The organism is Motiliproteus sp. SC1-56, assembly GCF_017309075.1.
GTDB lineage: Bacteria > Pseudomonadota > Gammaproteobacteria > Pseudomonadales > Balneatricaceae > Motiliproteus.
The window spans coordinates 204,094-227,067 of sequence record NZ_JAEMGS010000004.1 but is presented as its reverse complement, the minus strand read 5'-3'; the positions used below and the strand labels follow the sequence as shown (position 1 = coordinate 227,067).

Annotated in this window: 23 protein-coding genes; 7 read left to right on the top strand and 16 right to left on the bottom strand. The window is 61.2% G+C overall.

Annotated features, from left to right (window positions below; genetic code table 11):
- Positions 1 to 33: 33 nt before the first annotated feature.
- Genes dapC through dapD form a run of 3 tightly spaced genes read left to right on the top strand, consistent with a single transcriptional unit; the run spans position 34 to position 2,671 of the window.
- Positions 34 to 1,239, top strand: a complete 1,206-nt coding sequence (gene dapC / locus JGZ97_RS06190; RefSeq protein WP_207061742.1) for a succinyldiaminopimelate transaminase — start codon at positions 34 to 36, stop codon at positions 1,237 to 1,239.
- 15 nt (positions 1,240 to 1,254) lie between these two features.
- Complete coding sequence (locus JGZ97_RS06185; protein WP_207061741.1) at positions 1,255 to 1,605, top strand: ArsC family reductase; 351 nt, start codon at positions 1,255 to 1,257, stop codon at positions 1,603 to 1,605.
- Between the two features lie 28 nt (positions 1,606 to 1,633).
- The gene (gene dapD, locus JGZ97_RS06180) at positions 1,634 to 2,671 is read left to right on the top strand and encodes a 2,3,4,5-tetrahydropyridine-2,6-dicarboxylate N-succinyltransferase (RefSeq protein ID WP_207061740.1); all 1,038 of its coding nucleotides are present in this window, start codon (positions 1,634 to 1,636) and stop codon (positions 2,669 to 2,671) included.
- A 110-nt stretch (positions 2,672 to 2,781) separates the two neighbouring features.
- On the opposite strand, the gene JGZ97_RS06175 is transcribed toward dapD, so the two are convergent.
- The 3 genes from JGZ97_RS06175 to JGZ97_RS06165 form a co-directional block, all read right to left on the bottom strand.
- The gene (locus JGZ97_RS06175) at positions 2,782 to 3,390 is read right to left on the bottom strand and encodes a hypothetical protein (protein WP_207061739.1); all 609 of its coding nucleotides are present in this window, start codon (positions 3,388 to 3,390) and stop codon (positions 2,782 to 2,784) included.
- A gap of 126 nt (positions 3,391 to 3,516) precedes the next feature.
- Positions 3,517 to 4,008 (bottom strand): acetolactate synthase small subunit, encoded by a 492-nt coding sequence (ilvN, locus tag JGZ97_RS06170; protein ID WP_207061738.1) that lies wholly within the window; start codon positions 4,006 to 4,008, stop codon positions 3,517 to 3,519.
- Position 4,009: 1 nt separating this feature from the next.
- Positions 4,010 to 5,731, bottom strand: coding sequence for an acetolactate synthase 3 large subunit (locus JGZ97_RS06165; protein WP_207061737.1), 1,722 nt, complete (start codon positions 5,729 to 5,731; stop codon positions 4,010 to 4,012).
- A 489-nt stretch (positions 5,732 to 6,220) separates the two neighbouring features.
- On the opposite strand from JGZ97_RS06165, the gene JGZ97_RS06160 reads away from it, so the two are divergent.
- On the top strand, positions 6,221 to 6,487 hold the full coding sequence (locus tag JGZ97_RS06160; protein ID WP_207061736.1) for a hypothetical protein: 267 nt from the start codon (positions 6,221 to 6,223) through the stop codon (positions 6,485 to 6,487).
- A gap of 13 nt (positions 6,488 to 6,500) precedes the next feature.
- Here the strand turns inward: JGZ97_RS06160 and JGZ97_RS06155 are convergent, their stop codons facing one another.
- From JGZ97_RS06155 to clpB, 3 genes are all read right to left on the bottom strand, one after another.
- Positions 6,501 to 6,905 (bottom strand): gamma-glutamylcyclotransferase family protein, encoded by a 405-nt coding sequence (locus JGZ97_RS06155; RefSeq protein ID WP_207061735.1) that lies wholly within the window; start codon positions 6,903 to 6,905, stop codon positions 6,501 to 6,503.
- The gene (locus JGZ97_RS06150) at positions 6,905 to 7,537 is read right to left on the bottom strand and encodes an N-acetyltransferase (RefSeq protein ID WP_207061734.1); all 633 of its coding nucleotides are present in this window, start codon (positions 7,535 to 7,537) and stop codon (positions 6,905 to 6,907) included. Before JGZ97_RS06150 ends, JGZ97_RS06155 begins: the two co-directional genes overlap by 1 nt.
- A 167-nt stretch (positions 7,538 to 7,704) precedes the next feature.
- Positions 7,705 to 10,281: an ATP-dependent chaperone ClpB gene (gene clpB / locus JGZ97_RS06145; RefSeq protein ID WP_207061733.1), complete on the bottom strand. Its 2,577-nt coding sequence runs from the start codon at positions 10,279 to 10,281 to the stop codon at positions 7,705 to 7,707.
- Between the two features lie 261 nt (positions 10,282 to 10,542).
- Here clpB and JGZ97_RS06140 point away from each other — a divergent pair, with 261 nt between their 5' ends.
- On the top strand, positions 10,543 to 11,730 hold the full coding sequence (locus JGZ97_RS06140; protein ID WP_207061732.1) for a glycine C-acetyltransferase: 1,188 nt from the start codon (positions 10,543 to 10,545) through the stop codon (positions 11,728 to 11,730).
- Between the two features lie 29 nt (positions 11,731 to 11,759).
- Complete coding sequence (gene tdh, locus JGZ97_RS06135; protein WP_207061731.1) at positions 11,760 to 12,791, top strand: L-threonine 3-dehydrogenase; 1,032 nt, start codon at positions 11,760 to 11,762, stop codon at positions 12,789 to 12,791.
- On the opposite strand, the gene pgeF is transcribed toward tdh, so the two are convergent.
- Positions 12,788 to 13,546, bottom strand: coding sequence for a peptidoglycan editing factor PgeF (gene pgeF, locus JGZ97_RS06130; RefSeq protein ID WP_207061730.1), 759 nt, complete (start codon positions 13,544 to 13,546; stop codon positions 12,788 to 12,790). The genes tdh and pgeF overlap by 4 nt on opposite strands.
- A gap of 4 nt (positions 13,547 to 13,550) precedes the next feature.
- Positions 13,551 to 14,516, bottom strand: coding sequence for a 23S rRNA pseudouridine(1911/1915/1917) synthase RluD (gene rluD, locus JGZ97_RS06125; protein WP_207061729.1), 966 nt, complete (start codon positions 14,514 to 14,516; stop codon positions 13,551 to 13,553).
- Positions 14,517 to 14,713: 197 nt separating this feature from the next.
- On the opposite strand from rluD, the gene JGZ97_RS06120 reads away from it, so the two are divergent.
- Positions 14,714 to 15,475, top strand: a complete 762-nt coding sequence (locus JGZ97_RS06120; RefSeq protein WP_207061728.1) for an outer membrane protein assembly factor BamD — start codon at positions 14,714 to 14,716, stop codon at positions 15,473 to 15,475.
- 87 nt (positions 15,476 to 15,562) lie between these two features.
- Here JGZ97_RS06120 and thiO read toward each other — a convergent pair whose 3' ends face one another.
- The 8 genes from thiO to JGZ97_RS06080 form a co-directional block, all read right to left on the bottom strand.
- Entirely contained in the window at positions 15,563 to 16,675 is a 1,113-nt protein-coding gene (thiO, locus tag JGZ97_RS06115; protein WP_207061727.1) for a glycine oxidase ThiO, read from the bottom strand.
- A 62-nt stretch (positions 16,676 to 16,737) separates the two neighbouring features.
- Positions 16,738 to 17,325 carry a GspH/FimT family pseudopilin gene (locus JGZ97_RS06110; RefSeq protein WP_207061726.1) on the bottom strand — a complete coding sequence of 196 codons (588 nt, stop codon included), beginning with the start codon at positions 17,323 to 17,325 and terminating at the stop codon, positions 16,738 to 16,740.
- 256 nt (positions 17,326 to 17,581) lie between these two features.
- On the bottom strand, positions 17,582 to 18,052 hold the full coding sequence (locus tag JGZ97_RS06105) for a type IV pilin protein (RefSeq protein ID WP_370584017.1): 471 nt from the start codon (positions 18,050 to 18,052) through the stop codon (positions 17,582 to 17,584).
- 17 nt (positions 18,053 to 18,069) lie between these two features.
- Positions 18,070 to 20,199, bottom strand: coding sequence for a pilus assembly protein (locus JGZ97_RS06100; RefSeq protein WP_207061725.1), 2,130 nt, complete (start codon positions 20,197 to 20,199; stop codon positions 18,070 to 18,072).
- A 19-nt stretch (positions 20,200 to 20,218) separates the two neighbouring features.
- Positions 20,219 to 20,707 (bottom strand): PilX N-terminal domain-containing pilus assembly protein, encoded by a 489-nt coding sequence (locus JGZ97_RS06095; RefSeq protein WP_207061724.1) that lies wholly within the window; start codon positions 20,705 to 20,707, stop codon positions 20,219 to 20,221.
- Positions 20,708 to 20,730: 23 nt separating this feature from the next.
- Positions 20,731 to 21,738 carry a PilW family protein gene (locus tag JGZ97_RS06090; protein WP_207061723.1) on the bottom strand — a complete coding sequence of 336 codons (1,008 nt, stop codon included), beginning with the start codon at positions 21,736 to 21,738 and terminating at the stop codon, positions 20,731 to 20,733.
- Between the two features lie 10 nt (positions 21,739 to 21,748).
- On the bottom strand, positions 21,749 to 22,246 hold the full coding sequence (gene pilV / locus JGZ97_RS06085) for a type IV pilus modification protein PilV (protein ID WP_207061722.1): 498 nt from the start codon (positions 22,244 to 22,246) through the stop codon (positions 21,749 to 21,751).
- Complete coding sequence (locus JGZ97_RS06080) at positions 22,243 to 22,812, bottom strand: GspH/FimT family pseudopilin (RefSeq protein WP_255537712.1); 570 nt, start codon at positions 22,810 to 22,812, stop codon at positions 22,243 to 22,245. Before JGZ97_RS06080 ends, pilV begins: the two co-directional genes overlap by 4 nt.
- Positions 22,813 to 22,974: the final 162 nt, after the last annotated feature.

The window sequence follows — 22,974 nt, the reverse complement described above, 5'->3', positions numbered from 1 at the left end:
GGCGCCTTGCCCGGCAACAGATACAGGACAGCCATGAACCCCGATCTCGACAAGCTGCAACCTTACCCCTTCGAACGGTTGAGCCGCCTGAAAGCCGGCATCGAACCGCCCCGCGAGCTGGCGCCGATTGCCCTTTCTATCGGCGAGCCGAAGCACCCGGCACCGGCCTTCGTGGGCCAGATCCTCACCGAACGGCTCGACGGCCTCAGCGGCTACCCGACCACCAAGGGGTTACCGGCATTGCGCGAGGCGATCGCCGCCTGGGCCGAGCGACGCTTTCAGCTGCCGGCAACCAGCCTTGATCCCGAATCCCAGGTACTCCCCTGCAACGGTACCCGCGAGGCGCTCTTTGCCATTACCCAGGCGGTGATCGACCGCAGCGCCTCCCCGGCGCCACTGGTGGTGTGCCCCAACCCCTTCTACCAGATCTACGAAGGCGCCGCCTACCTGGCCGGCGCCGAGCCCTACTTTATCAACAGCCAGCCTGCGCTCGGTTTTCAGCCCGACTTCGACGCGGTGCCCGCCGAGGTATGGGAGCGCTGCCAGCTACTCTTCATCTGCTCACCCGGCAACCCTACCGGCGTGGTGCTGCCGCTTGCGACCCTGCAGAAGCTGATCGCGCTGGCGGACGCCCATGACTTCGTCATCGCCGCCGACGAATGCTATTCAGAGATCTACTTCGACGAGAGCCAGCCCCCGGTAGGCCTGCTGCAGGCCTGCGCGGCCCTGGGGCGGGACGACTACCGCCGCTGCCTAGTCTTCCACAGCCTCTCCAAACGCTCCAACCTACCGGGACTGCGCTCAGGGTTTGTCGCCGGCGACGCCACGCTGGTGGAGCGCTTTTTGCTGTACCGCACCTATCACGGCTGCGCCATGCCGCTGCAGACCCAGCACGCCAGCATCGCCGCCTGGAATGACGAAGCCCATGTGCGGGAGAACCGCGACCGTTACCGCACGAAGTTCGACGCCGTACTGAAGCGCCTGGACGGCGTCCTGGATGTGGCGCGACCCGATGCCGGTTTTTACCTCTGGCCGAAGGTCCCGGGGGATGAAACCGAATTTGCCCGCGCCCTCTTTGCCCGCGAGCACATCACCGTCCTGCCGGGCTCCTACCTGTCACGCAATGGTGCCGACGGCATCAACCCCGGCGCGGGGCGGGTGCGTATGGCCCTTGTCGCCGAGCCCGAGCGCTGCATCGAAGCCGCCGAGCGTATCGTCCGTTTTATAAACACCCTCTAGAAGGCTGAAGCAACCATGGTCACCCTCTACGGCATTCCCAACTGCGATACCATTAAAAAAGCCCGACGCTGGCTCGAAGCCCAGGGCATCGACTACCGCTTTCACGATTATCGAAAGGACGGCCTGAGCCTTGAGCAGCTCAACGCCTGGGGCGAAGAACTGGGTTGGGAGGCGCTCCTGAACCGCCGCGGCACGACCTGGCGCCAGCTGCCAGCGGCCACCCGCGAACACATCGACCGAGAGCAGGCACTTAACCTGATGCTGGAGCAGCCGGCGATGATCAAGCGCCCCCTCCTGGACCTGGGCAGCGTTCGCAAGCTGGGCTTCAAAGAAGCCGACTACCAAAGCTACTTTAACAACCATTGATCAACGCGATTACACCGGAGAATTTCCAATGAGCGGCAACTTTTTCTGTCTCGGCCTCGGCGTCGGCACCCAGTCCTCCAAGGGCGACTGGCTGGAGGTCTTCTACGCCAAGCCCCTGTTTGAACCCTGCGCCAACCTAGTTAAGGAGCTCAAGAACGCGGTGGACTACAGCGGCGGCAACCAGGCCCTGGAACTCACCCCGGAGCAGGTGGCCCGGGTCGCCCAGGCCTTCGCGGCGGTGCACGCCGAGGAGCAGCAGGCGATTGCCGAAACCCTGGCGGACAGCAGCCAGCCGGTGGTACTCTGTATTCTTCAGGATGATGACCAGCCCCGCAGCACCCCCGAGGTGTACCTGAAGCTGCAGCTGATCTCCCACCGCATGGTCAAGCCCCACGGCACCAACCTCACCGGCATGTTTGGCCTGCTGCCCAACGTGGCCTGGACCAACCAGGGCGCCGTGGCCCTCGAGGACCTACCGCGCCGCCAGCTGGAAGCCCGCGCCCGCGGCGAGCTGCTGGACGTGCAGTCCGTGGACAAGTTCCCCAAGATGAGCAACTACGTGGTTCCCGCCGGGATCCGCATCGGTGACACCAGCCGCGTGCGCCTGGGCGCCCACCTGGGCGAGGGGACCACCATCATGCACGAGGGCTTCGTCAACTTTAACGCCGGCACCCTGGGCACCAGCATGGTGGAAGGGCGTATCTCCGCCGGCGTAGTGGTGGGCGAAGGCTCTGACCTGGGCGGCGGCTGCTCCACCATGGGCACCCTGTCCGGAGGCAACAACGTGGTCATCAGCGTCGGCGAAGGCTGCCTGCTGGGCGCCAATGCCGGGCTCGGGATTCCCCTGGGGGATCGCTGCACCATTGAAGCCGGACTTTACCTTACCGCCGGCTCCAAGGTCACTCTGCTGGACGATCAGAACAACGCGGTAGAGACCCTCAAGGCCGGCGAGCTGGCTGGCAAGGCGGACCTGCTGTTCCGGCGCAATTCCCAGACCGGGCGCATCGAGGTGAAAACTAACAAGTCTGCCATCGAGCTCAACGAGGAGCTGCACGCCCATAACTAAGGCGCACCTTCCCGTTTCAATCAGCCCGCCCTTTGGCGGGCTTTTTTGTGCTCAAGCGGAAAGTAGACGAGCCAGGAGCGCGAGTGCAGATAACGCTAAGGTAGCGGCTTTTAGAAACGGTACTTCAAACCCGCCCCCAGGGCATTGGAGGCGCCATGAACCCCGTCGAAGGTTCCGAATAGCCCCGAGCGATGATGCAGCCGCACCACAAAGCTCAGGTGTTCAGCGCGGGGTGGTCGCAGCTCCAGCTCCACCAGCAGGTAACCAAGAAAATCGTTCGCCTCGTCATGCCTTTCGCGTTCAAATTGAGGAACTTCGGTGGCATAGGAGAGGCCCGCGCCGAACGCCACCGAGGTATCCAGCGTGGTATCCCAGGGAAAAGCCAACCAACGGCCTGCTAGCAGACCGTTCACCTCCCAGTGATGCTGACCGGAGACATGCTTGGCCAGCTGCACCTCCCACTCCAGGTCGATGGAATCGAAGTTTTCATCGATGTCACGGCTCAGGGCCAGCGCCGCCATCTTAAAATCGGACTCGAAGTCGGCGTTGAGGATCAGCACATCCTCCATGGTGTCCTCACTCAACACCACGCCGTAGAGGGTCAGCGCAAAGGGCTTCGAGGCGGTCTCACCACCACCAAACTCCTCAGCCACCCCATAAGGGGGCGCCACTAAAGCCAGTATCGTCATACCCAGCATCGCCAGCCGCAGCCCCGTCATGACCTCCCCCTCTTCGCCGATTCAGCCCTAGTGTAGCCCAAGCCGATCCGGAAAAACCTTCCGATAGCGCCAAAAAAAACCGCCAAGTGGCTGTTTTTTAATCAGTTTCGAATCCAAGGTGATGGCTTACAAGCTCAGCACCTTCTCACCCCGGGCGATGCCCGAAACCCCGGTACGCACCACTTCCAGCACGTTGGTGGGCCCCAGCACCTCGATAAAGGCATCCAGTTTTGCACTGTCACCGGTGAGCTGCACGGTGTAGACCGAGCTGGTCACATCCACCACCTGACCGCGGAAGATATCGACGTTGCGAATGACTTCAGCGCGTTGCGACCCCAGGGCCTTGACCTTGATCAGCATCAGTTCGCGCTCGATGTGATCCCCCTCGGTCAGGTCCACCAGCTTGACCACTTCGATCAGCTTGTTGAGCTGCTTGGTGATCTGCTCGATGACGCCGTCGTGACCGATGGTGGTCAGGGTCAGGCGTGACAGGGTCGGGTCCTCGGTGGGGGCCACCGTCAGGGATTCGATGTTGAAATTACGCTGGGAGAACAACCCCACCACCCGCGAGAGGGCGCCGGCCTCGTTTTCCATCAGGACTGAAATGATGTGCCGCATCTTAAGTTCTCTCCGTCTTGCTCAGCCACATATCGCGCATGGATGCCTTGGGTACCTGCATGGGGTAGACATGCTCGTAGGGATCGACGTAGACGTTGATAAAGACCAGCTTATCTTTCATCGCAAACGCCTTCTCCAGGGTGCTCTCGAGCTCCTCCAGCCGGGTCACCTCCATGCCCACGTGACCGTAGGCCTCCACAAGCTTGGTGAAATCCGGCAGGGACTCCATGTAGGACTGGCTGTGACGGCTCTCGTAGTTGAGGTCCTGCCACTGGCGCACCATGCCCAGGGACTGGTTGTTGATGCAGACAATCTTCAGCGGCAGGTTGTACTGGGCGCAGGTGGAGAGCTCCTGAATATTCATCTGGATGCTCCCTTCGCCGGTCACGCAGACGACCTCCTCGTCGGGGAAGTTAAGCTTGACCCCCATAGCCGCCGGCAAACCGTAGCCCATGGTGCCGAGCCCCCCGGAGTTGAGCCAGCGCCGCGGCTTGTTGAACTTGTAGTACTGGGCGGCGAACATCTGATGCTGCCCGACATCCGAGCAGACGTAGGCGTCCCCCTTGGTCACCTTGCAGAGGGCCTCGACCACCTGCTGCGGCTTCATCAGCTCGGAGTCGTCAGTACGGTAGCGACCGCCGTGGCGCCGACGCCACTCCTCGATTTGCTGCCACCAGGTGGCCAGCGCCTCTTCATCGCGCTCCACCTCACTGGCCTTGGCCAGCTTCAGTATTTCGTTCAGCACCGAGTCCAGCGGCCCGACGATGGGCACGTCGGCGGCGACGGTCTTGGAGATCGACGAGGGGTCGATATCCACGTGCACCAGTTTGGCGGTGGGGCAGAACTTCTCGGTGGCGTTGGTGATGCGGTCATCCAGTCGCGACCCCAGGTTCAGGATCATATCGGCATGGTGCATGGCCATGTTGGCCTCCACCGAGCCGTGCATGCCGGGCATGCCCAGGAACTGCGGGTCGGTGCCGGGGTAGGTGCCGAGTCCCATCAGGGTGTTGACCACCGGGTAGTTCAGCATCCGTGCCAGCTCGGTGAGCTGCTCGGAGGCATTGGCATGGATCACACCACCACCGGCAAGAATCACCGGCCGCTTGGCGTTCACCAGCAGCTCCACCGCCTTCTTGATCTGGCCGCTGTGTCCCCGGGTCACCGGGTTGTAGGAACGCAGTTTGACCGACTCGGGGTAGACGTACTCGTAACGCTCCGTAGGGGTAGTCATGTCCTTGGGAATATCCACCACCACCGGACCGGGACGGCCGGTGGAGGCGATGTAGAACGCCTTCTTCAGGGCCATGGGAATCTCTTCCGGCGACTTGATGCTCATATTGTGCTTCACCACCGGCCGGGTGACGCCCACCATGTCGCACTCCTGGAAGGCGTCCTCGCCGATCAGGTGGCTCATCACCTGGCCGCTGATGACCACCATGGGAATGGAGTCCATGTAAGCGGTCGCGATACCGGTCACCGCGTTAGTTGCCCCCGGCCCCGAGGTGACCAGCACCACACCGGGCTTGCCGGTGGCGCGGGCATAGGCGTCCGCCATGTGGGTGGCCGCCTGCTCGTGGCGCACCAGAATGTGTTGAACTTTATCCTGCTGGAAAAGCGCATCGTAGATGTGAAGCAGCGCACCTCCCGGATAGCCGTAGATGTATTCCACACCTTCGTCAGCCAGGAAGCGGGCAACCATATCAGCGCCGGACAGTAATTCCACTTTTATCACCCTCAGATCTTACGCAGCCCAGGCCGCGTATCGGTCAAGATTCAGTGCAGCGAAGGCAGAGCAATCGCGCCACTCCCTGTTTCCGGCAGGCTGGAGGATCCAGCAGAGGCAGGCAGTTACCGGGCTTGGGAGTGTCGCCTGACATGAGGGTCGGGAGACGGGTCGTTCAGGTCATGCACCGACACAATACGTTAATCGGCGCGGCAAGGACGGATGTAAGCCCGGTATGGCCTAAATCACATAGCGCCAGGGGTACCTGCACGCTATTTGCCTAAACAAAGGAATCGACATTGTGGCACCGGTTGCGGTAGCTAGCAACCACCCCAAAGGTCTAACAGCGAATTTAATCCCTTCAGCGCGCAGCATCCACGAAGTATTAGGGCCGGACCGATTTCTGATTTATAGTTGCCGACATACACTTGAGGGCGACGGGCCGCGCAGGCGCCCGTCGCTAACGCAGGTCCAGCATAAGGGGTGACCATGACCGCCATCGAAATCCGCAACCGCGACCGCATCATCGAAGAGCTCAAGGTCTTTATCAAGAAAGTACTCGTAGAGCCGCAGATCGCCGAGCAGTGCCTCTCCATCACCCGGGAACTGATTGACGAGGAAGACGCCGAGCGCAAGATCGCCGAGCGCGTCAGCGCCACCACCAACGTCAAGATTCCCAACCAGCACAGCGACGCCGACAAGCTGTTCCTGCAGATCCTGCGCGAGGTGGTGCGTGACGAAAAGGCCCTGTATTAACCCGGGGCCTGCTCTACAGAAAGCCGCGGTAGCGGTTTAAAAAGCGGTGAATGCCCCGGCGTGCGAACCATTCGGGCTCCCAGGTATGTTCGCTGACTAGCCGCAGATACTGCGGTTTGAACACGTAAACAGCACAGCGCAGCGGCCCCTTCTCGGTCTGGATCTCCTTCACGCAGCGGCTGTACTGTTCCCCCTCGAAGCGGTCCAGGCGCAGCACATCGTCCATGTCGACGCTGAGGTAAACCCGCCCACCCACGACATCCTGAGCCACTCCCGGAATCAGCGCCGGGTAGGCATCGCCGCGCACCCGCATGCGCCTAAACCCTGCTAACTTCCCGGGCACGGTAGGGTAACGCGCCGCCACCACCCGGCTCCAGACCGGGTCAAACATCAGGGTACCGTAGGTAAACACGTGCATCAGAATTCAACGTTGGCTTGCGCCGAAGTGCTGTCGCTGCGCCCCGCCTCCAGCGGCTTTAGCATCAGCAGCCACTCGCTGCGCAGCCGCCCTCCGGGGTAAGGCTCCATGGGCCTTCTGGCCAGGGTCTCAAACCCCAGCTTGCGGTAGAGCATACCGGCGGTCTGATTCTCACTCTTGACGATCAGGCTGAGACGGTCCGCCCCCGAGTCACGGGCCAGCCGCACCGCTTCCGAGAGCAGCGCCGAGGCCACTCCCTGGCCGCGAAAGCGCTCGTAGGTGGCGATCGCATTGATATACCAGCTGCCCGGTACCAGGGCTTCGAGTTCCACCAGCGGGCGCACCACTTCCGGCAACGACAGCCCCTTGGTCAGGTCATAAGGACTCGATAACCGATACCCCAGCAGCATACCGGCAATCTTGGCATCCACCACCGCCACACGGGCATTGCGGTAGCTGAAGTCCTCGTCCTCGCGCATCGCCCGCTCAGCGCCATAGGCCAGCAATGCATCCCCACGCAATCCCCCACCGTGGGCCAGCCCCCAGAGATAACGGGGCAAACCCTCGCCGGCCTGGTCGACAAGAAATGCCAAGTCCCGCGCATCGGCCGGAGTGGCCGGACGGATCTCCATACGACCTCCTAAGCTGCAGCGCTTCGCCCTTTCGGAATAAAGCTAGAAGAATTATGCAGGGGCCGCCAGCAGTGGTGGGGAAAAAGCCCTCGTGACGGTTTTGCGCGGATAGCTACAGGGGAGCATCATGGATTCGGGGTGCTCCTTAAAGAGCACCCCGGTGGGGGTCAGGCTTTGCGGAACTGGATCCGCCCGTCCTCTGCCCCCGCGAGTATGCGGTCCCCTGGCAGATAATCGCCGGAAAGGATCGCCTCGGCCAGTGGGTTCTCCACGTGACGCTGAATCGCCCGCTTCAACGGCCGCGCCCCGTAGACCGGGTCGAAGCCAGCCTCCATCAGCAGGTCCAGGGCCCCGTCGCTGAGCTCCAGGGAGAGCTCCCGCTCGGTCAGGCGCTGGTCGAGCCGCTCCAGCTGAATACGGGCGATGCCACGCACCTGATCGCGCCCCAGGGAGTGGAACACCACCACCTCGTCGACCCGGTTAATGAACTCCGGACGGAAATGGGTCCCCACCACCTCCATCACCGTATCCTTCATCTGCCCGTAGTCCTGGTCGTCGCTGTAGCCCTGGATGATGTCCGAGCCGAGGTTGGAGGTCATGACCACCACGGTATTGCGAAAATCCACGGTACGTCCCTGACCATCGGTGAGACGGCCGTCTTCCAGCACCTGCAACAGCACGTTGAAGACATCCGGGTGGGCCTTCTCCACCTCGTCCAGCAACAACACTGAGTAGGGGCGCCGGCGCACGGCCTCAGTCAGGTAGCCCCCTTCCTCATACCCCACGTAGCCGGGAGGTGCACCAATCAACCGGGCCACGGAGTGCTTCTCCATGAACTCGGACATGTCGATGCGCACCATGGCCTCCTCGGTGTCAAAGAGAAAGCGCGCCAGGGACTTGCACAGCTCGGTCTTACCCACCCCGGTGGGGCCCAGGAACAGAAACGAACCGTTGGGCCGGTTAGGATCGGCAAGGCCGGCGCGGGAACGCCGCACGGCGTTGGCCACCGCCACCACCGCTTCGTCCTGCCCCACCACCCACTCGTGCAGGGCCTCTTCCATGCGCAGCAGTTTCTCGCGTTCACCCTCCAGCATCTTGGAGACCGGAATACCGGTCCACTTGGAGACCACCTCGGCCACCTCCTCTTCGGCGACCTTGTTACGCAGCAGCTTGGTGTCGAGCATCTCCGCCTGGCTGGCCATGTCGAGCTGCTTCTCGAGCTCCGGAATCACCCCGTACTGCAGCTCGGACATGCGCGCCAGATTGCCCTCCCGGCGGGCCACCTCCATATCCTGGCGAGCCTGGTCGAGCTGCTCCTTGACCTTCTGGGAGCCGTGCAGGGCCGCCTTCTCGGTTTTCCACACCTCTTCCAGATCGGAGTATTCCCGTTCCACGGACGCGATGACCTCTTCCAGCTCCTCGAGGTGCTTGCGCGACGCCGCGTCGCTCTCTTTCTTCAGCGCCTCGCGCTCCATCTTCAGCTGGATCAAGCGGCGCTCGAGGCGGTCCATGGACTCGGGCTTGGAGTCCATCTCCATGCGGATGCGGCTGGCCGCCTCGTCGATAAGGTCAATCGCCTTGTCCGGCAACTGACGGTCGGTGATGTAGCGGTTAGACAGGCGACAGGCGGCGATAATCGCCGAGTCGTTGATCACCACCCCGTGGTGGATTTCGTAGCGTTCCTTGAGCCCCCGCAGAATGGCGATGGTGTCCTCCACGGTGGGCTCGAGCACCAGCACTTTCTGGAAGCGGCGCTCAAGGGCCGCATCCTTCTCGATGTACTGGCGGTACTCGTCCAGGGTGGTGGCGCCGACGCAGTGCAGTTCGCCCCGGGCCAGCGCTGGCTTGAGCATGTTGCCCGCATCCATGGCCCCTTCCGACTTGCCGGCCCCCACCATGGTGTGCAGCTCGTCGATGAACAGGATGATACGCCCCTCCTCCTTGGCCAGCTCGTTGAGCACGGACTTCAGCCGCTCCTCGAACTCGCCCCGGTACTTGGCGCCGGCGATCAACGCGCCCATATCAAGGGCCAGAACCCGTTTGTCCTTGAGCCCCTCGGGCACCTCACCGTTGATAATGCGCTGGGCCAGCCCCTCGATAATGGCGGTCTTACCCACCCCCGGCTCGCCGATCAGCACCGGGTTGTTCTTGGTCCGCCGCTGCAGCACCTGGATGGCGCGGCGGATCTCGTCGTCGCGGCCGATCACCGGGTCCAGCTTGCCGCTGGCAGCCCGGGCGGTGAGGTCGATGGTGAAGCGCTCCAGGGCCTGGCGGCTCTCCTCGGCGTTGGGATCCCCCACCGACTGCCCGCCGCGCACCTTATCGATGGCCGCCTTGAGGCTCTCCAGGCTGCCCCCGCTGGCTCGCATCAGATCACCCAGCGGCCCCTTGTCCTCCATCGCACCCAGCATCACCATCTCGCTGGAGATGTACTGGTCCTTGCGTTGCTGGGCGTACTTGTCGGCCAGGTTGAGCACCTTGCCCAGGGCCGGGGACATGCTCACTTCGCCATCGGGGTGCTGCACGGTGGCCAAGCCGTCGAGAATCTTCTCCATCCCGCGGCGCAGTTTGTCCACGTCGAAGCCGGCCTGGCCGAGTAGCGGCTTGATACTGCCGCCTTTCTGCTCCAGCAGGGCATACGCCAGGTGTACGGGTTCAATCAGGTTATGGTCACGGCCCACAGCCAGGGACTGGGCGTCGACAATCGCTTCCTGAAGTTTACTGGTCAGTCGGTCCATTCGCATGGGGAAACCCTCTCTGAAAAAGTTCCGCCGGGATCGGCAGGGCGCCGGATGGTCGGCGGCGTGTTGCTTATAAAGATGCGGCCACCCCGGGAAACTTCAAGGCGAACTATGGTTGTAAGGGAGAGAAGCATTGCACTGCTTTTCCAACATACAGAATTTTTATCCTGCATACCATTGACGCCACCCTCTACCCAGGACTAGCATAGGCGCAATTCTTATATATTGGATTTTTATCCAGCCGGATTGTTGAAGGAGCTTTTCATGCGCGCCGACTTTTACCATCACCTGGCCCAGGAAACTGAAACCCTGCGCCAACAGGGCCTGTACAAAGACGAGCGCGAGATCACCTCCGCCCAGCAGGCCCACGTCCGGGTTCAGTCCGGCGCCGAAGTCCTGAATTTCTGCGCCAACAACTACCTGGGACTGGCCAACCACCCGCGACTGATCGAAGCGGCCAAGACTGGCCTGGACGAGAGAGGCTTCGGCATGGCCTCGGTGCGGTTCATCTGCGGCACCCAGGATATGCACCACCGGCTGGAACAGCGCCTAGGCGGTTTTCTCGGCACCGAGGCGAGCATCCTCTACTCTTCCTGCTTTGACGCCAACGGCGGTCTGTTCGAGACCCTGTTCGGCGCCGAGGACGCCATCATCAGCGACGCCCTCAACCATGCCAGCATCATCGACGGGGTGCGCCTATGCAAGGCGCGCCGCTACCGCTACGCCAACAACAACATGACCGAGCTGGAGCAGCGCCTGATCGAGGCCCAGGATGCCCGTTTCCGCCTGATCGCCACCGACGGCGTCTTCTCCATGGACGGGGTGATCGCCAACCTGCCGGCCATCTGCGACCTGGCGGACAAGTACGACGCCCTGGTGATGGTGGACGACTCCCACGCGGTGGGCTTTCTCGGCGCCAAGGGTCGCGGCACCCACGAGCACCACGGCGTCATCGACCGGGTGGACATCCTTACCGGCACCCTGGGCAAGGCACTGGGCGGCGCCAGCGGCGGCTACACCGCCGGCAAAAAGGCGGTCATCGACTGGCTGCGTCAGCGCTCGCGTCCCTACCTCTTTTCCAACTCCCTGGCCCCGGCCATCGTCAGCGCGTCCCTGGAAGCCCTGGCGCTGCTCGAGGAGAGTGACGATCTGCGCCAGCGCCTGCAGGACAACAGCGCCTATTTTCGCCGACAGATGACGGCGGCCGGATTCACCCTGGCCGGGGCCGATCATCCGATCATCCCGGTGATGATCGGCGATGCCGCCCTCGCCGGCCGTTTTGCCGATGCCCTGCTCAAGGAAGGCATCTACGTGATCGGCTTCTCCTTCCCGGTAGTCCCCCGGGGCGAGGCCCGCATTCGCACCCAGATGTCCGCCGCCCATACCCTCGAGGACCTGGACCGGGCCATCGACGCCTTTACCCGTGTCGGCAAGACCCTGAACCTGATTTAGCCGAATCCGCTTTATAGGAATACCGCAGCATGAAAACCCTGGCCAAACTGCATCACGAACCCGGCATCTGGCTCCACGACAGCCCGGTTCCCGAAATCGGTCACAACGACCTGCTGATCAAAATCCGCAAGACCGCCATCTGCGGCACCGACATTCACATCTACAACTGGGACGAATGGTCGCAGAAGACCATCCCCGTCCCCATGACCGTGGGGCACGAGTACGTGGGCACCGTTGCCGCCATCGGCCAGGAGGTCCAAGGGTTTGCCATCGGCGACCGGGTCTCCGGCGAAGGCCACATCACCTGCGGTCACTGCCGCAACTGCCGGGCCGGTAGGCGCCACCTGTGCCGCAACACCATCGGGGTGGGGGTCAACCGGCCCGGCGCTTTCGCCGAGTACCTGGTGATTCCCGCCGGCAACGCCTTCAAGATTCCGGAAGGCATATCCGATGACCTGGCAGCCATTTTCGACCCGCTGGGCAACGCGGTGCACACCGCGCTGGCCTTTGACCTGGTCGGCGAGGACGTGCTGATCACCGGCGCGGGGCCCATTGGCATCATGGCCGCCGCGGTGGCCCGCCACGCCGGCGCCCGACACGTGGTGATCACCGACATCAATCCCTACCGGCTGGAACTGGCGGCCAAACTGGGGGCCACCCGGGTGGTCAACGTCAACGACGAGTCGATCGGGGCGGTCATGGCCGAGCTCGGTATGACCGAGGGCTTTGATGTCTGCCTGGAGATGAGCGGCGTGCCCTCGGCCTTTCGCATGGCACTGGAGAAGATCAACCACGGCGGCAAGATCGCGATGCTGGGGATTCCCGCCGCCGACATGGCCATCGACTGGTCCCAGGTGATCTTCAAGGGGCTGACCATCAAGGGCATCTATGGCCGGGAGATGTTCGAGACCTGGTACAAGATGGCCAGCCTGATCCAGGCCGGCCTCGACCTCTCGCCGATCATCACCCACCGCTTCGCCATCGACGACTTTCAGCAGGGCTTCGAGGTGATGCGCTCAGGGCGCTCGGGGAAGGTGATCCTGGACTGGGAAGCCGCCTAGGCTTCGTCGGCCAGCCAGATCAGGCTGGCCATACGCCCGGTGCGCCCGTCCCGGCGGTAGGAGTAGAAGCGCCGGCGCTCGGCATAGGTGCAAAAATCGCCGCCGTAGACGCCGGTAACGCCGGCCCGCCCCAGCCGCAGCCGGGCCAGGGCGTAAAGGTCGGCCAGCCACTTCCCCGGCGCCTGCCCGGGAAGAAAGCAGTGCGTGGCAGCCGGATCGATGGTCGTAAAGGCCTCGCGGACCTCTTCGCCCACCTCAAAATGCGCCGGCCCGATGGCCGGCCCCAGCCAGCACAAGACCTCCGACGCCTTCACTGGCAGTGACGCCAGGGCCGCTTCCAGGACGCCATTGGCCAAACCGCGCCAGCCGGCGTGCGCGGCCCCCACGGCACTGCCGTCCCGGGCCGCGAACAGCACCGGCAGACAGTCTGCCGTCATCACCAGGCACGCGCGATAGGGCTCGGTGGCGACCGCGGCGTCGGCCTCGGCCACCCGTGCCGGATCTTGGCCATCACAGCGGAACACCCCGGTGCCGTGCACCTGCTCCATCCAGTGGCAGCAAACCGAATCGCCGAGCAGCGATTGAAGGTATCGACGGTTTTCCGCTACCGCCGACGGCGCATCACCGACGTGCCCCCCTAGGTTCAGGGTATCGAAGGGGGATTCGCTCACCCCACCGGCGCGGGTGGTCACCCGGGCACGGACCCGGGAAGGGGCCGGCCATTGGGGGATGATCAGATCGGCCTCCCGCAGCATCGCCTCAGTACCGTTCCAGGGTCTTGGCGTCCTCGGCCAGCGCCTGCAGCAGGTCCTGCATATCCTCCGGCAGCGGCACCTCCCAGCTCATTTCATGATCCTTGACCGGGTGCCAGAGGGTCAGTTGGCGGGCATGAAGGGCCTGGCGCTTGAATCCCCGCAGGGCGTCGCGCAACTCCGGGCTGATGCCCTTGGGCAGGCGGAAGCGGCCACCGTAGAGGGGATCGCCTACCAACGGATAGTGGATATGGGCCATGTGGACACGGATCTGATGAGTTCGTCCGGTCTCCAGCTTGAGCCGCACGTGGGTATGGGCGCGATATTTATGCAGCAGCCGGTAGTGGGTGAGCGCGTCCTTGCCCATCGGGTGCACCGCCATCTTCTGCCGCTGCTTGGGGTGACGCCCCATAGGCTCATCGACGCTGCCACCGCCGGTCATCACGCCGCAGACCACCGCCTCGTATTCACGGCCCATGGCCCGCTCCTGCAGCTGGGCCACCAGGTCCGTCTGCGCCTCCAGGGTCTTGGCCACCACCATCAGTCCGGTGGTGTCCTTATCAAGGCGATGGACGATACCGGCCCGGGGCACCGTGCCCACTTCGGGGGCGTGGTGCAAAAGCGCGTTGAGCAGGGTGCCGCCGCTGTGCCCCGCCGCCGGATGCACCACCAGCCCCGCGGGCTTGTTCAGCACCAGGATTGCCTCGTCTTCATAGACGATATCCAGCGCGATGGCTTCGGGCTCCCAGCGTTCCTGGCTCTCGAGCTCGGCGTGAATACGCACCTCTTCGCCGCCGAGCAGCTTGTCCCGGGGCCGGCGCGTCTCACCGTTCACCTGCAACTCGCCACTCTTGATCCAGCTCTGCAGGCGGGAGCGGGAATATTCGGGAAACATCTGCGCCACCGCCTGGTCCAGTCGATACCCCCCCAACTCTGTGGGAACCGGTATGGAAAGCTTGATCTCTTGAGACATGAAATTCCTTGCAGGTCGAATCATTGGTTAATCGACCAGTATACCCGAAAGCGGCGCCCCCCGGCACGGCATGGGGCGACAGGGCTTTGGCCTTAGCCGCGCCGCTGTGGTTAAATATCGGCCCGGTTTCCTTCGCTTATGTTCGCCGGCGCAGCCATCCTCGGCCTGCCCGTCATTAACAGGTGTATTGACGTCCTATGCGCACGCTTCGATCTTCGCTTCTGATCACCCTTTTCGGGCTGCTTGGAGGCTGCTCGCTGTTCGGCATCGATTCAGACAGCTTTGACATTCCCGAACCCCAGCTCTACGCCGAGGCGATGGAGGCCATGGAGCTGCCCAACTACCAGCTGGCGATCGACAAGCTGGAGCAGCTCGAATCCCGTTACCCGTTCGGGCGCTACTCGGAACAGGCACAGCTGGAGCTGATCTTCGCCTACTACAAGACCAGCCAGACGGAACAGACCAAGGCGGCAGCCGACCGCTTTATTCGCCTGCACCCCGACCACGAAAATATCGATTACGCCTATTACCTGAGGGGGCTGGCCAATTTTGAAGCGGACAGCGACCTGCTGGACCGCTGGCTGCCCACGGACGCCTCCCAGCGCGACCCCGGCGCGGCCAGGGATTCCTTCAACGACTTCAGCACCCTCACCAGCCGCTACCCCAACAGCCAGTACGCCCCCGATGCCCGCCAGCGGATGCTGTTTCTGCGCAACCAGCTGGCCGCCTACGAAATCCACGTGGCCCGCTACTACATGAAGCGCAACGCCTACATCGCCGCCGCCAACCGGGGGCGCTACGTGGTTGAAAACTACCAGCAGACGCCCTCGGTCCCCGCCGCCCTGGCGATCATGGTGGCCGCCTACGAGGAGCTGGGCATGAACGATTTGGCCGCTGACTCAAGGGCCGTGCTGGCGAAGAACTTTCCGGGCTACGCCCAGGCATTTGACGAGCTCTAGGGCCAGTTCTTCTGTCCCACTCCCGCATGCACAAAAAAGGAGCCGCCCGGCTCCTTTTTTGCACCCCTCTGGCAACCAGCCCTCAGTCTAACGGGGCGCTTCCGGACGCAGAGCCTCCAGGCTATAGGAAGCTGGATCCAGTAGCGGGGAACGGTCCAGGAGAAGATCTGCCGCCAGACGACAAGCCGCCGGCGCCAACACCAGGCCATTGCGAAAGTGCCCGGCATTGATGAAAAGATTTTCAAAGGGGGCCAACCGGCCGATATAGGGCACGCCGCCGGGCGCCCCCGGGCGCAACCCCGCCCACTGGGCCTCCACCGGACAGTCCTGCAACGCGGGCAGGATCGTTAGCGCCGACTGTTTAAGGCTATGGTAGGCCGGCTCCGTGGGCGCCTTGTCGAACCCGGTGTATTCCAGCGTGCTACCAACCAGAATACGCCCATCGTTGCGGGGAATGAGGTAACGGCCATCCCGCAGGATGACCCGGTCGATAAGATCGCCCGGCGTGTTGAAGAGCAGCATCTGCCCCCGCACCGGCTCCACCGGCAAGGAGAGCCCGAGCCCGGCCAGCAGTTCACCACTCCAGGCCCCGGCCGTGATCAGCACCTGATCGGCGCACAGGCATCCCTCAGGCGTCTCGACCCCCGCCACCCGACCACCCTGCACCCGAAAGCGCTCCACCGGCGTCCCCGGCTCCAGTTTGACCCGGGGATTACGGCTCAGGCTGCGCTGCAACGCCTGACCCAGGCGGGGATTGCGCACGCTGGCGACCTCGGGCATCCACAGCGCGCGCTCAAGCCCGGGAGGAAGCCGGGGCTCCAGGCGGTAGATGTCATCCGCATCAATCGGGGCCAGGGGACGTTGATGCGCTTGCGCCCAGCTCAGGGCTTCGGCGGCATCCTCCACCGCCAGCATCAGCAGCCCCTTCTGCCGCAGCTCGGGGCTGATGCCGGCCTCCTCGATCAGCGCCTCGCACAGGCGCTCGTAGCAGCCCTGGGACCAGGAAGCCAGGGCCGTGACGGCCTCGGAATAACGCCAGGGGTAGAGGGGTGAGACGATACCTCCGCCCGCCCAGGAGGCCTCGCCGACCAGCGGTCCCTTGTCCAGCACCCGGACCCGGGCGCCGGCGGCGGCCAACTCCCGGGCCGTTAACAGCCCCATCACCCCACCGCCGACAACAATCACATCCGCCTGTTTCATCGCCCCTCCCCGGCCACCTGAAGGCCGCACCTTAGGCGAGCACCCGGCGCAAAACAAGGAAATCAGGGCAGCAGGGTATAGCTGCACTCGCCGGCCGTGACCCGCACCCGGCCGGTATGGGGGATGGCAAGCTCGCGCTCGATCCCGTCCAGGTGGCGACTGCCCAGGCAGAAGGTGCCGTTATTGGAGTCCAGCGAACCGTCCCCCTCGTAGGCGATGTAGTCTCCGCGATTCCACTTCAGGGCAAAGCTCTCATCGAGGGGTGGAAACTGGCGAATCAGGCGATCATCGCCATCGAACAGCTTGTTCTCATCGGCGTCGGCAAACACCAGCCAGCCACTGTCCCAGAAGAGCTTGTTCTTGGCGCTGCTGCCGGCGCATTGATCCTGACCGGGCTTGCGCCGGCACAGCACCACCGAGCCAGTTCCCTTGATCGCTTCGCTGCGGGCCAGCATCAGCGCCGTGCGCAGGTTGAGAATCACCGTGTCGGCGCGAACATCGCCTATATAGCGTTGAAAGCTGCCCATCCCCAGGGTGGAGACCAGGGTGATCACTCCGAGGGTCAACAGCAGTTCGTTGAGGGTAAAACCTTGATTCCGACGAGGCGGAAAAAGCTGCGCCCGCAAAGGCGCCGCGCGATCCTTGCGCATGTTGTGTTCTCCAGTCAGATCCGTTGACTGCGTCTCATCCGTGTAACGCATACCGCTGCCGACGTTCTGTCTCCGCGGCATACGCCCGACATGGATGGCGAAAGTGCCGAAAACTCAGGAGCAGTTTTCGGCCGTCCATCCGTGCAACGCATACCGCTGCCGACGTCCTGTCTCCGCGGCATACGTCCATCCCTGGACGCAAAAAGGCCCGCGTTGCGGGCCTTTGGAGTATAGACGGATTTAGGCGGGCGGCTTCTTAGGGCCAGCAGCCGCTCTGGGCCGCGCCGCGTGCACCGGTGTGGGTGATGGTCAGGGTTCCGCAGTCGTCACCATGCTGAGAGTTAATCGGAGAGGCTTCGAGCTGAAAGCTCGAAGGTGCAACTGATACTATTTTGAGCTCGTAAAACGCGCTCGATTTAGCAGGGGTGTCAGTCGGCGCCCAAGCTTGAAAGATTTTTGGAGCACCAGCTGAATTATTTCCACACTCGGAGTTGGCGTCACTGCCGGCCCCACAGTAGCTGCCATTAACGGTAAAGTGCCGCTCCATTGCCCCGGCGAAGGAGACCAGCGCCCCTTGGGCATCGGCCCGGCGGGATTTCTTCACGTACTCAGTATACGAGGGATAGGCAATCGCCGCGATTATGCCGAGAATAGCCACCGCGATCATCAGCTCGATCAGGGAGAAGCCGAACTGCTTTACAGCATCGTTTGATTTTTTGTGGCTCACAGGCTTGAAAGCCTCCCCTATTTTAGTTGTTGCCAAGATTGACGACCTTTGGAGAAAGTGGCCCCATCCGTCGATTCCACCACCGTCTGAATATCCCCGCTAGATCCGCTGAGATGTTTGTATTCCTTGTTAGATGCCGAAACCACGTTCGGCGTGGAGATCAGTCCTACTGTTGACTTCATGCCGGAAACCGCCATCAAGTTGCCGCTGCCACCGGCCTCTATTTCACCACTGCCTTTCACCTTGACCCTGTCCTTATCATTAAACTGATCGTCATCATTCAGATCAAAAGGCACGTCGTCCAGCCGCGCGCCGGAAAAAACGTCAACCTCCATCATCCAGCCGGTTCCGTCGTAAGGCTTTCCGTTGGGGATCAATGTGGAAAAAATCACCCGTCCATTCCGAACCACCGCCTCTGACACCACCCGCTCCTGAAATACCTGTGATGAGTCAGAGTCCTCATAACTTTTCAGTTCAAGCTTCCATCCGCTGGTGGAGTTGGCCGAACTGTTGGAGGTAACACGTACCTCCGGCCCCTCCGTGCCGTCGCTCAAGATGACCCTTCCCTCCGCCGTTACAGTCTGAGTCGTCAGGGAAGTCGGCGCCGATTTCCCGTCATTCTTATCCCATATTCCATAGAACGCATAAGGCGAAGCGGAACTGGCACTACCTGCAACCGCCACCTCGTCCCCTTCTAGAAAATACTGCCCGGTGCCGAACAGCACCATAAAACCATCTTGAACGACACCCAGGTCACGGAATTTAACCGCTTGGGGTTTCGCACTTATGGGCTGCCCGGCATCGAAAAGCTCAAGCACTTTCCACTCGGTGCCAGTGGGCGCCGTTTCGTCAAAGAAAAACTTCCAGAGTTTCCCCGACAGGTCGCCTGCATAGATAATATCAGCAGCAAGGTCACCATCTGAATCGATTGCCAAGGGCGTAGAGAGGCCATGATCCGACTCCGTTGCCACAGAAGCAATCGTGTCCCCGGAAAACACATCGATCAGATACAGAACGCCCTCATTGGAGCCCCCCCCCGTACTGGCCGTATCGGCGTAGCCGCTGGCCACAATGGCCGCCCAGGAGTTATTGCTATCGTTGGTATCGTTATCCGGCAACATAGCGATGGATGGCTGGGCCAGGGTATACCCAAGCTCGCCAAGAGAATCCGAATTGTGCTCCCACAGCACCGAGCCTGCACCAAAACTCTCTGGTTCCGTGACATCCAGCGCAAATACACCGGAGCCGCCAGCGGCCGTGGTCCCGACCAAAATGGTTTTCCATTTAGTTTCACCAAGCCTGCCACCAAACGCATCCGCAATCTTGGGGGTACCGTCTACGTAATAGCGATGCTCATAGCTGGGCGAAGCCAAAGAGGCGAGGGCAGGAATGACTGTACGAGGGATAAAGGCAAACTCTTCTTTCAGTGCATCTGCTTCGGCGTTGAACGCATGCAGCATCCCGTCATTGGCTCCGACATAAATCATGCCTGGCCGGGTTGCGGAGGCCCCCGTGCTGACGAAGTCGGTGTACAGATTGCCAATATCCGGGGTTCCGCCACTCAAGGCGTGATAACCGAAGTTCAGGTTACCCGAATACTGGGGAGCCGAGTTGATGATGTCTCCCAGTCTTGAACTTCGATACCGGAGGTTACCGGTTCCACCAGAGGACTCCTCAGAATCATGGGCACCCTTGATATACTCGGCCAACGAGCTGGCCGCTACGGAAACAGTCGGAGATAACTCAACAACCGTTGCGGGTAAAAAGGCACCTTCACCAAATTCCTGCCCGGAGCCGGAGTCATCGATGGTATAGACCTTGCGATCGTCAAGAGAAAACAATAAATCATCGTCAAGATAGGCAGTCGCTCGCTTTGATGCATTGGCTGCCGAAACGCTACCCGTTTGCTTAATCTCAAACTCCAGCAAGTCTCCGGTCCAGTCCACCGAATCGCTAGCGCCTGCGACGCCAACGCTAAAACGCGCCTGATAGAGCAGGTTGTCCTTCTGAAGCCGCGTCGTATTGGACGTTACCGCTTGCCCGGAAGCGACACCGGAACTGGCCGTCGGGGTCATAAAGCTAAGATCAGCCCAGCCGGGCATTGCCAGGGCCATGCCACCAATAGCCATCATTACACGCTGATACATAATCGACTCCCCTTCTAAATCAGCGGCTGAAGGTGCTCTGCAGCACCACCAAAGCTGAAGTATTGTCACTGCGCGCACAGGCAGTGATCCGGTAAAGCTTCTGCTCATCTTGAGCGACACCTACTTCCGCACTGTCGCTGGTGCCCAGTACAGACAGTTCCTGAGCTACATACCAGGATTTTACCGTTGCATTGGATGCAGAAGCGGAAGCCCAAGAGGCACCCGTGGAGGCACAACTGTCGAATACCCCGAACGGGTAACCGTCATCATAGAGCCAGTCGTTAGCATCAACACTCAGCGGAGCAGGTTGTGATAAAAGCTCCTCTGCTTCGCGCAAGGCCGTTTCGGCATCCTGAAATACCATGTTTTTAAACCGCATATTGGCTGCCATCTTCTCTTCCAACGCGGTATCCTGAATGGTGCTGACGCCGAGAAAAGTCAGCAGCACCAGGAAGATCATGGTGACGATAAGGGTTGCCCCTTGCTGATATCGAAGCATCTGAATCATGGGCAATTTGCTCACCATTTTGCCTAGTCCAACCGGTTGCGCAGCGCGATTGTCGAGCTGAAAACTTTACGCAAACGGCGGTCACCTGATTTTGCGGTAAAAGAAATTGCAGCTGATGATGTTCCATCGTTGTACTGAAAGGTTACGGGTTCGTTCGCTACGTTTCCAAAACCCCTGGCGAGGACGCTGACTTTTACACTGACCACATCATCCATATTCGCGCTGTCTGCAGGCAGGTACGACATATTTCCCCCGCTTACCACGCCGTAGAGGAACTGCATACTTTCAATGCCTTCCACCAGCTCTTCGCCATTGCGGTACAGGGCCGGCTCACCTGAGCTTTTGGCCAGACTGACGGTATAGATGCGATTATTCAGCTTAAAAATATTGGAGACAGGAGCGCCGTGGTAGTCGGTGGACATGTCGACACTGCCATCATTCCCCGGGTCATAGCCGGGCGCTTGATTATGGGTCAGGCCGTCAAACTGAGAACTGGATGTATTCACACCCGTCACTTGAAGAATATCGGCAGTCTTGCAGTCGGTGATAACGATAATGTCTTCGTCTTCTATTCCTGAATTTTTACTGACCTGGGTACTTTCTGAGGGGTTAGGAGACTTCTTGCGGGTCACTTGGATAGGCGATGAACTATCCACCCCGCCGCCGCCAAGCAGGATCCGGTCCGCGGTTACACTTTTATCATTGGCAAATTCTGCGGTGTAATCGCTGCTCTCCGCGCCGGAAACAGAACCAGTAAAGCCGTAAAGCGGATTGCTCTTGTCTTTAAGGTGATTGTTTGGAATCGAGTCCGGACCCAAGCAGCCCCAAAAGCCAGCTTGACGAATATCCCTGGTAAGAAACTCGATCGCAAAGCGCCCATTTTCTTGAATGCGGGACAGGTCTTCCTGCATTTCATAAGAACGCTTGCCGGCCAGGAATGTCTGCAGCACCGCAGCGACAATCAGCAGCCCGAGCACCATGGCCACCATCAGCTCAACGAGCGAAAAGCCTTGTTGCCTGGGGTTTACCATGGTCAACACCTCAAGGCCTAAAGGATGTTTGAAAGGTTTCGACCGTATCCGATCCACGCTCTCTGTTATCTATCCACGCGATGGTCACGGTAAACACCGAGCCAGACGCCGTCACTGCGGCACTAGCCCCCGGAAGCAGCTTTTGTATGTCTTGGCTCCACTCCACCAAATCGTTGTCCGCCAGACCTTCTGCGCTACAAGAAGAGCAGGTCGTGGCAGAATGAGTTTTTCCAGACGGTATGGTGACGATGTACTTACCCCGTTCATCACGATTGGCCCGAACCCTGTCCGCCAAGTCATAGGCCAAAATGGTGGCTTGGCTTCTCTGGTAGGCACTGTGGTTGTTTTTTAGCGCCATGCTCTCGAGCGCAATCAAACCAAGAATACCCAGCGACAGCACCAGCACGGCCACCAGCACTTCAACCAGCGTAAAGCCCTTTGAGCAGGGGACTCTCGGTGCAGCTCTCTTGCCATTGTCCCGGCGACGTGTCCCCTTCATTTCTTTCATTCCGTATAATCCAGCTGTACCCGCCCCTGGCGCCCTATACTCAATTTGGTGTCATAATCCGCTCCGCCCTTCTTACCGGCAGTAAATACACACTCACCGTCCGAGGAGGAGACACGCCCCCCCGTGGTGTTGAACTCGACATAGTCCCCGCAGCTGTAGCTGAGCGTGGTGTTGGGAGCGGCCCCTTGTTCGAGGTGGATCACAGTATCGCCATCCATATCCTGAACCCGCCAGCCGTCAGCCCAGCTCTCACTGCCGCTATCGCTTGTACCGCAGCTGCCGCTGGTGCCTTGGCACACCCGCACCAAAGCTCCCCGCTTCACCGCCTCGGTGCGGGCCATGGCGAGGCTGGTGGCGATTTCGTATTTCTGCTGTTTGACTTTGTTGCCGACGATGATGGGGTCGTAGTTGGGTGAGGCGATCACCCAGAGGATGGTGAGGATGGCCATGACGATAAGCAGCTCGACCAAGGTGAACCCGGATGAGCGTCGAGGTGGATGTCGCCGGCTTAACGCAGCCTTGCACCGTTGAGCATCCAGGCCCTTATCTACTACGTCCAACTGCATCTCTACTGCCTGCCCTGCCCGCCATTCGCAGCGACGTGCGACTACGCGACCTGTCAAAAATCAATTATTTGCGAGATATACCAGATAAGAGACCCGGCCCACAATAGGGCCTTTCCCCCTGTATTGATAAAGAATAGACCAATGGACGAGGGACATCCGGCA

Coding starts and splice junctions, on each gene's coding strand:
- JGZ97_RS06160 (WP_207061736.1), top strand. CDS start 6,221: ATGACCGCCATCGAAATCCGCAACCGCGACCGCATCATCGAAGAGCTC.
- JGZ97_RS06185 (WP_207061741.1), top strand. CDS start 1,255: ATGGTCACCCTCTACGGCATTCCCAACTGCGATACCATTAAAAAAGCC.
- ilvN (WP_207061738.1), bottom strand. CDS start 4,008: ATGCGGCACATCATTTCAGTCCTGATGGAAAACGAGGCCGGCGCCCTC.
- JGZ97_RS06110 (WP_207061726.1), bottom strand. CDS start 17,325: ATGCGCAAGGATCGCGCGGCGCCTTTGCGGGCGCAGCTTTTTCCGCCT.
- pilV (WP_207061722.1), bottom strand. CDS start 22,246: ATGAAAGAAATGAAGGGGACACGTCGCCGGGACAATGGCAAGAGAGCT.
- JGZ97_RS06100 (WP_207061725.1), bottom strand. CDS start 20,199: ATGTATCAGCGTGTAATGATGGCTATTGGTGGCATGGCCCTGGCAATG.
- dapC (WP_207061742.1), top strand. CDS start 34: ATGAACCCCGATCTCGACAAGCTGCAACCTTACCCCTTCGAACGGTTG.
- JGZ97_RS06140 (WP_207061732.1), top strand. CDS start 10,543: ATGCGCGCCGACTTTTACCATCACCTGGCCCAGGAAACTGAAACCCTG.
- rluD (WP_207061729.1), bottom strand. CDS start 14,516: ATGTCTCAAGAGATCAAGCTTTCCATACCGGTTCCCACAGAGTTGGGG.
- clpB (WP_207061733.1), bottom strand. CDS start 10,281: ATGCGAATGGACCGACTGACCAGTAAACTTCAGGAAGCGATTGTCGAC.
- thiO (WP_207061727.1), bottom strand. CDS start 16,675: ATGAAACAGGCGGATGTGATTGTTGTCGGCGGTGGGGTGATGGGGCTG.
- JGZ97_RS06120 (WP_207061728.1), top strand. CDS start 14,714: ATGCGCACGCTTCGATCTTCGCTTCTGATCACCCTTTTCGGGCTGCTT.
- JGZ97_RS06150 (WP_207061734.1), bottom strand. CDS start 7,537: ATGGAGATCCGTCCGGCCACTCCGGCCGATGCGCGGGACTTGGCATTT.
- JGZ97_RS06095 (WP_207061724.1), bottom strand. CDS start 20,707: ATGATTCAGATGCTTCGATATCAGCAAGGGGCAACCCTTATCGTCACC.
- pgeF (WP_207061730.1), bottom strand. CDS start 13,546: ATGCTGCGGGAGGCCGATCTGATCATCCCCCAATGGCCGGCCCCTTCC.
- JGZ97_RS06175 (WP_207061739.1), bottom strand. CDS start 3,390: ATGACGGGGCTGCGGCTGGCGATGCTGGGTATGACGATACTGGCTTTA.
- JGZ97_RS06090 (WP_207061723.1), bottom strand. CDS start 21,738: ATGGTAAACCCCAGGCAACAAGGCTTTTCGCTCGTTGAGCTGATGGTG.
- JGZ97_RS06080 (WP_255537712.1), bottom strand. CDS start 22,812: ATGCAGTTGGACGTAGTAGATAAGGGCCTGGATGCTCAACGGTGCAAG.
- tdh (WP_207061731.1), top strand. CDS start 11,760: ATGAAAACCCTGGCCAAACTGCATCACGAACCCGGCATCTGGCTCCAC.
- dapD (WP_207061740.1), top strand. CDS start 1,634: ATGAGCGGCAACTTTTTCTGTCTCGGCCTCGGCGTCGGCACCCAGTCC.
- JGZ97_RS06155 (WP_207061735.1), bottom strand. CDS start 6,905: ATGCACGTGTTTACCTACGGTACCCTGATGTTTGACCCGGTCTGGAGC.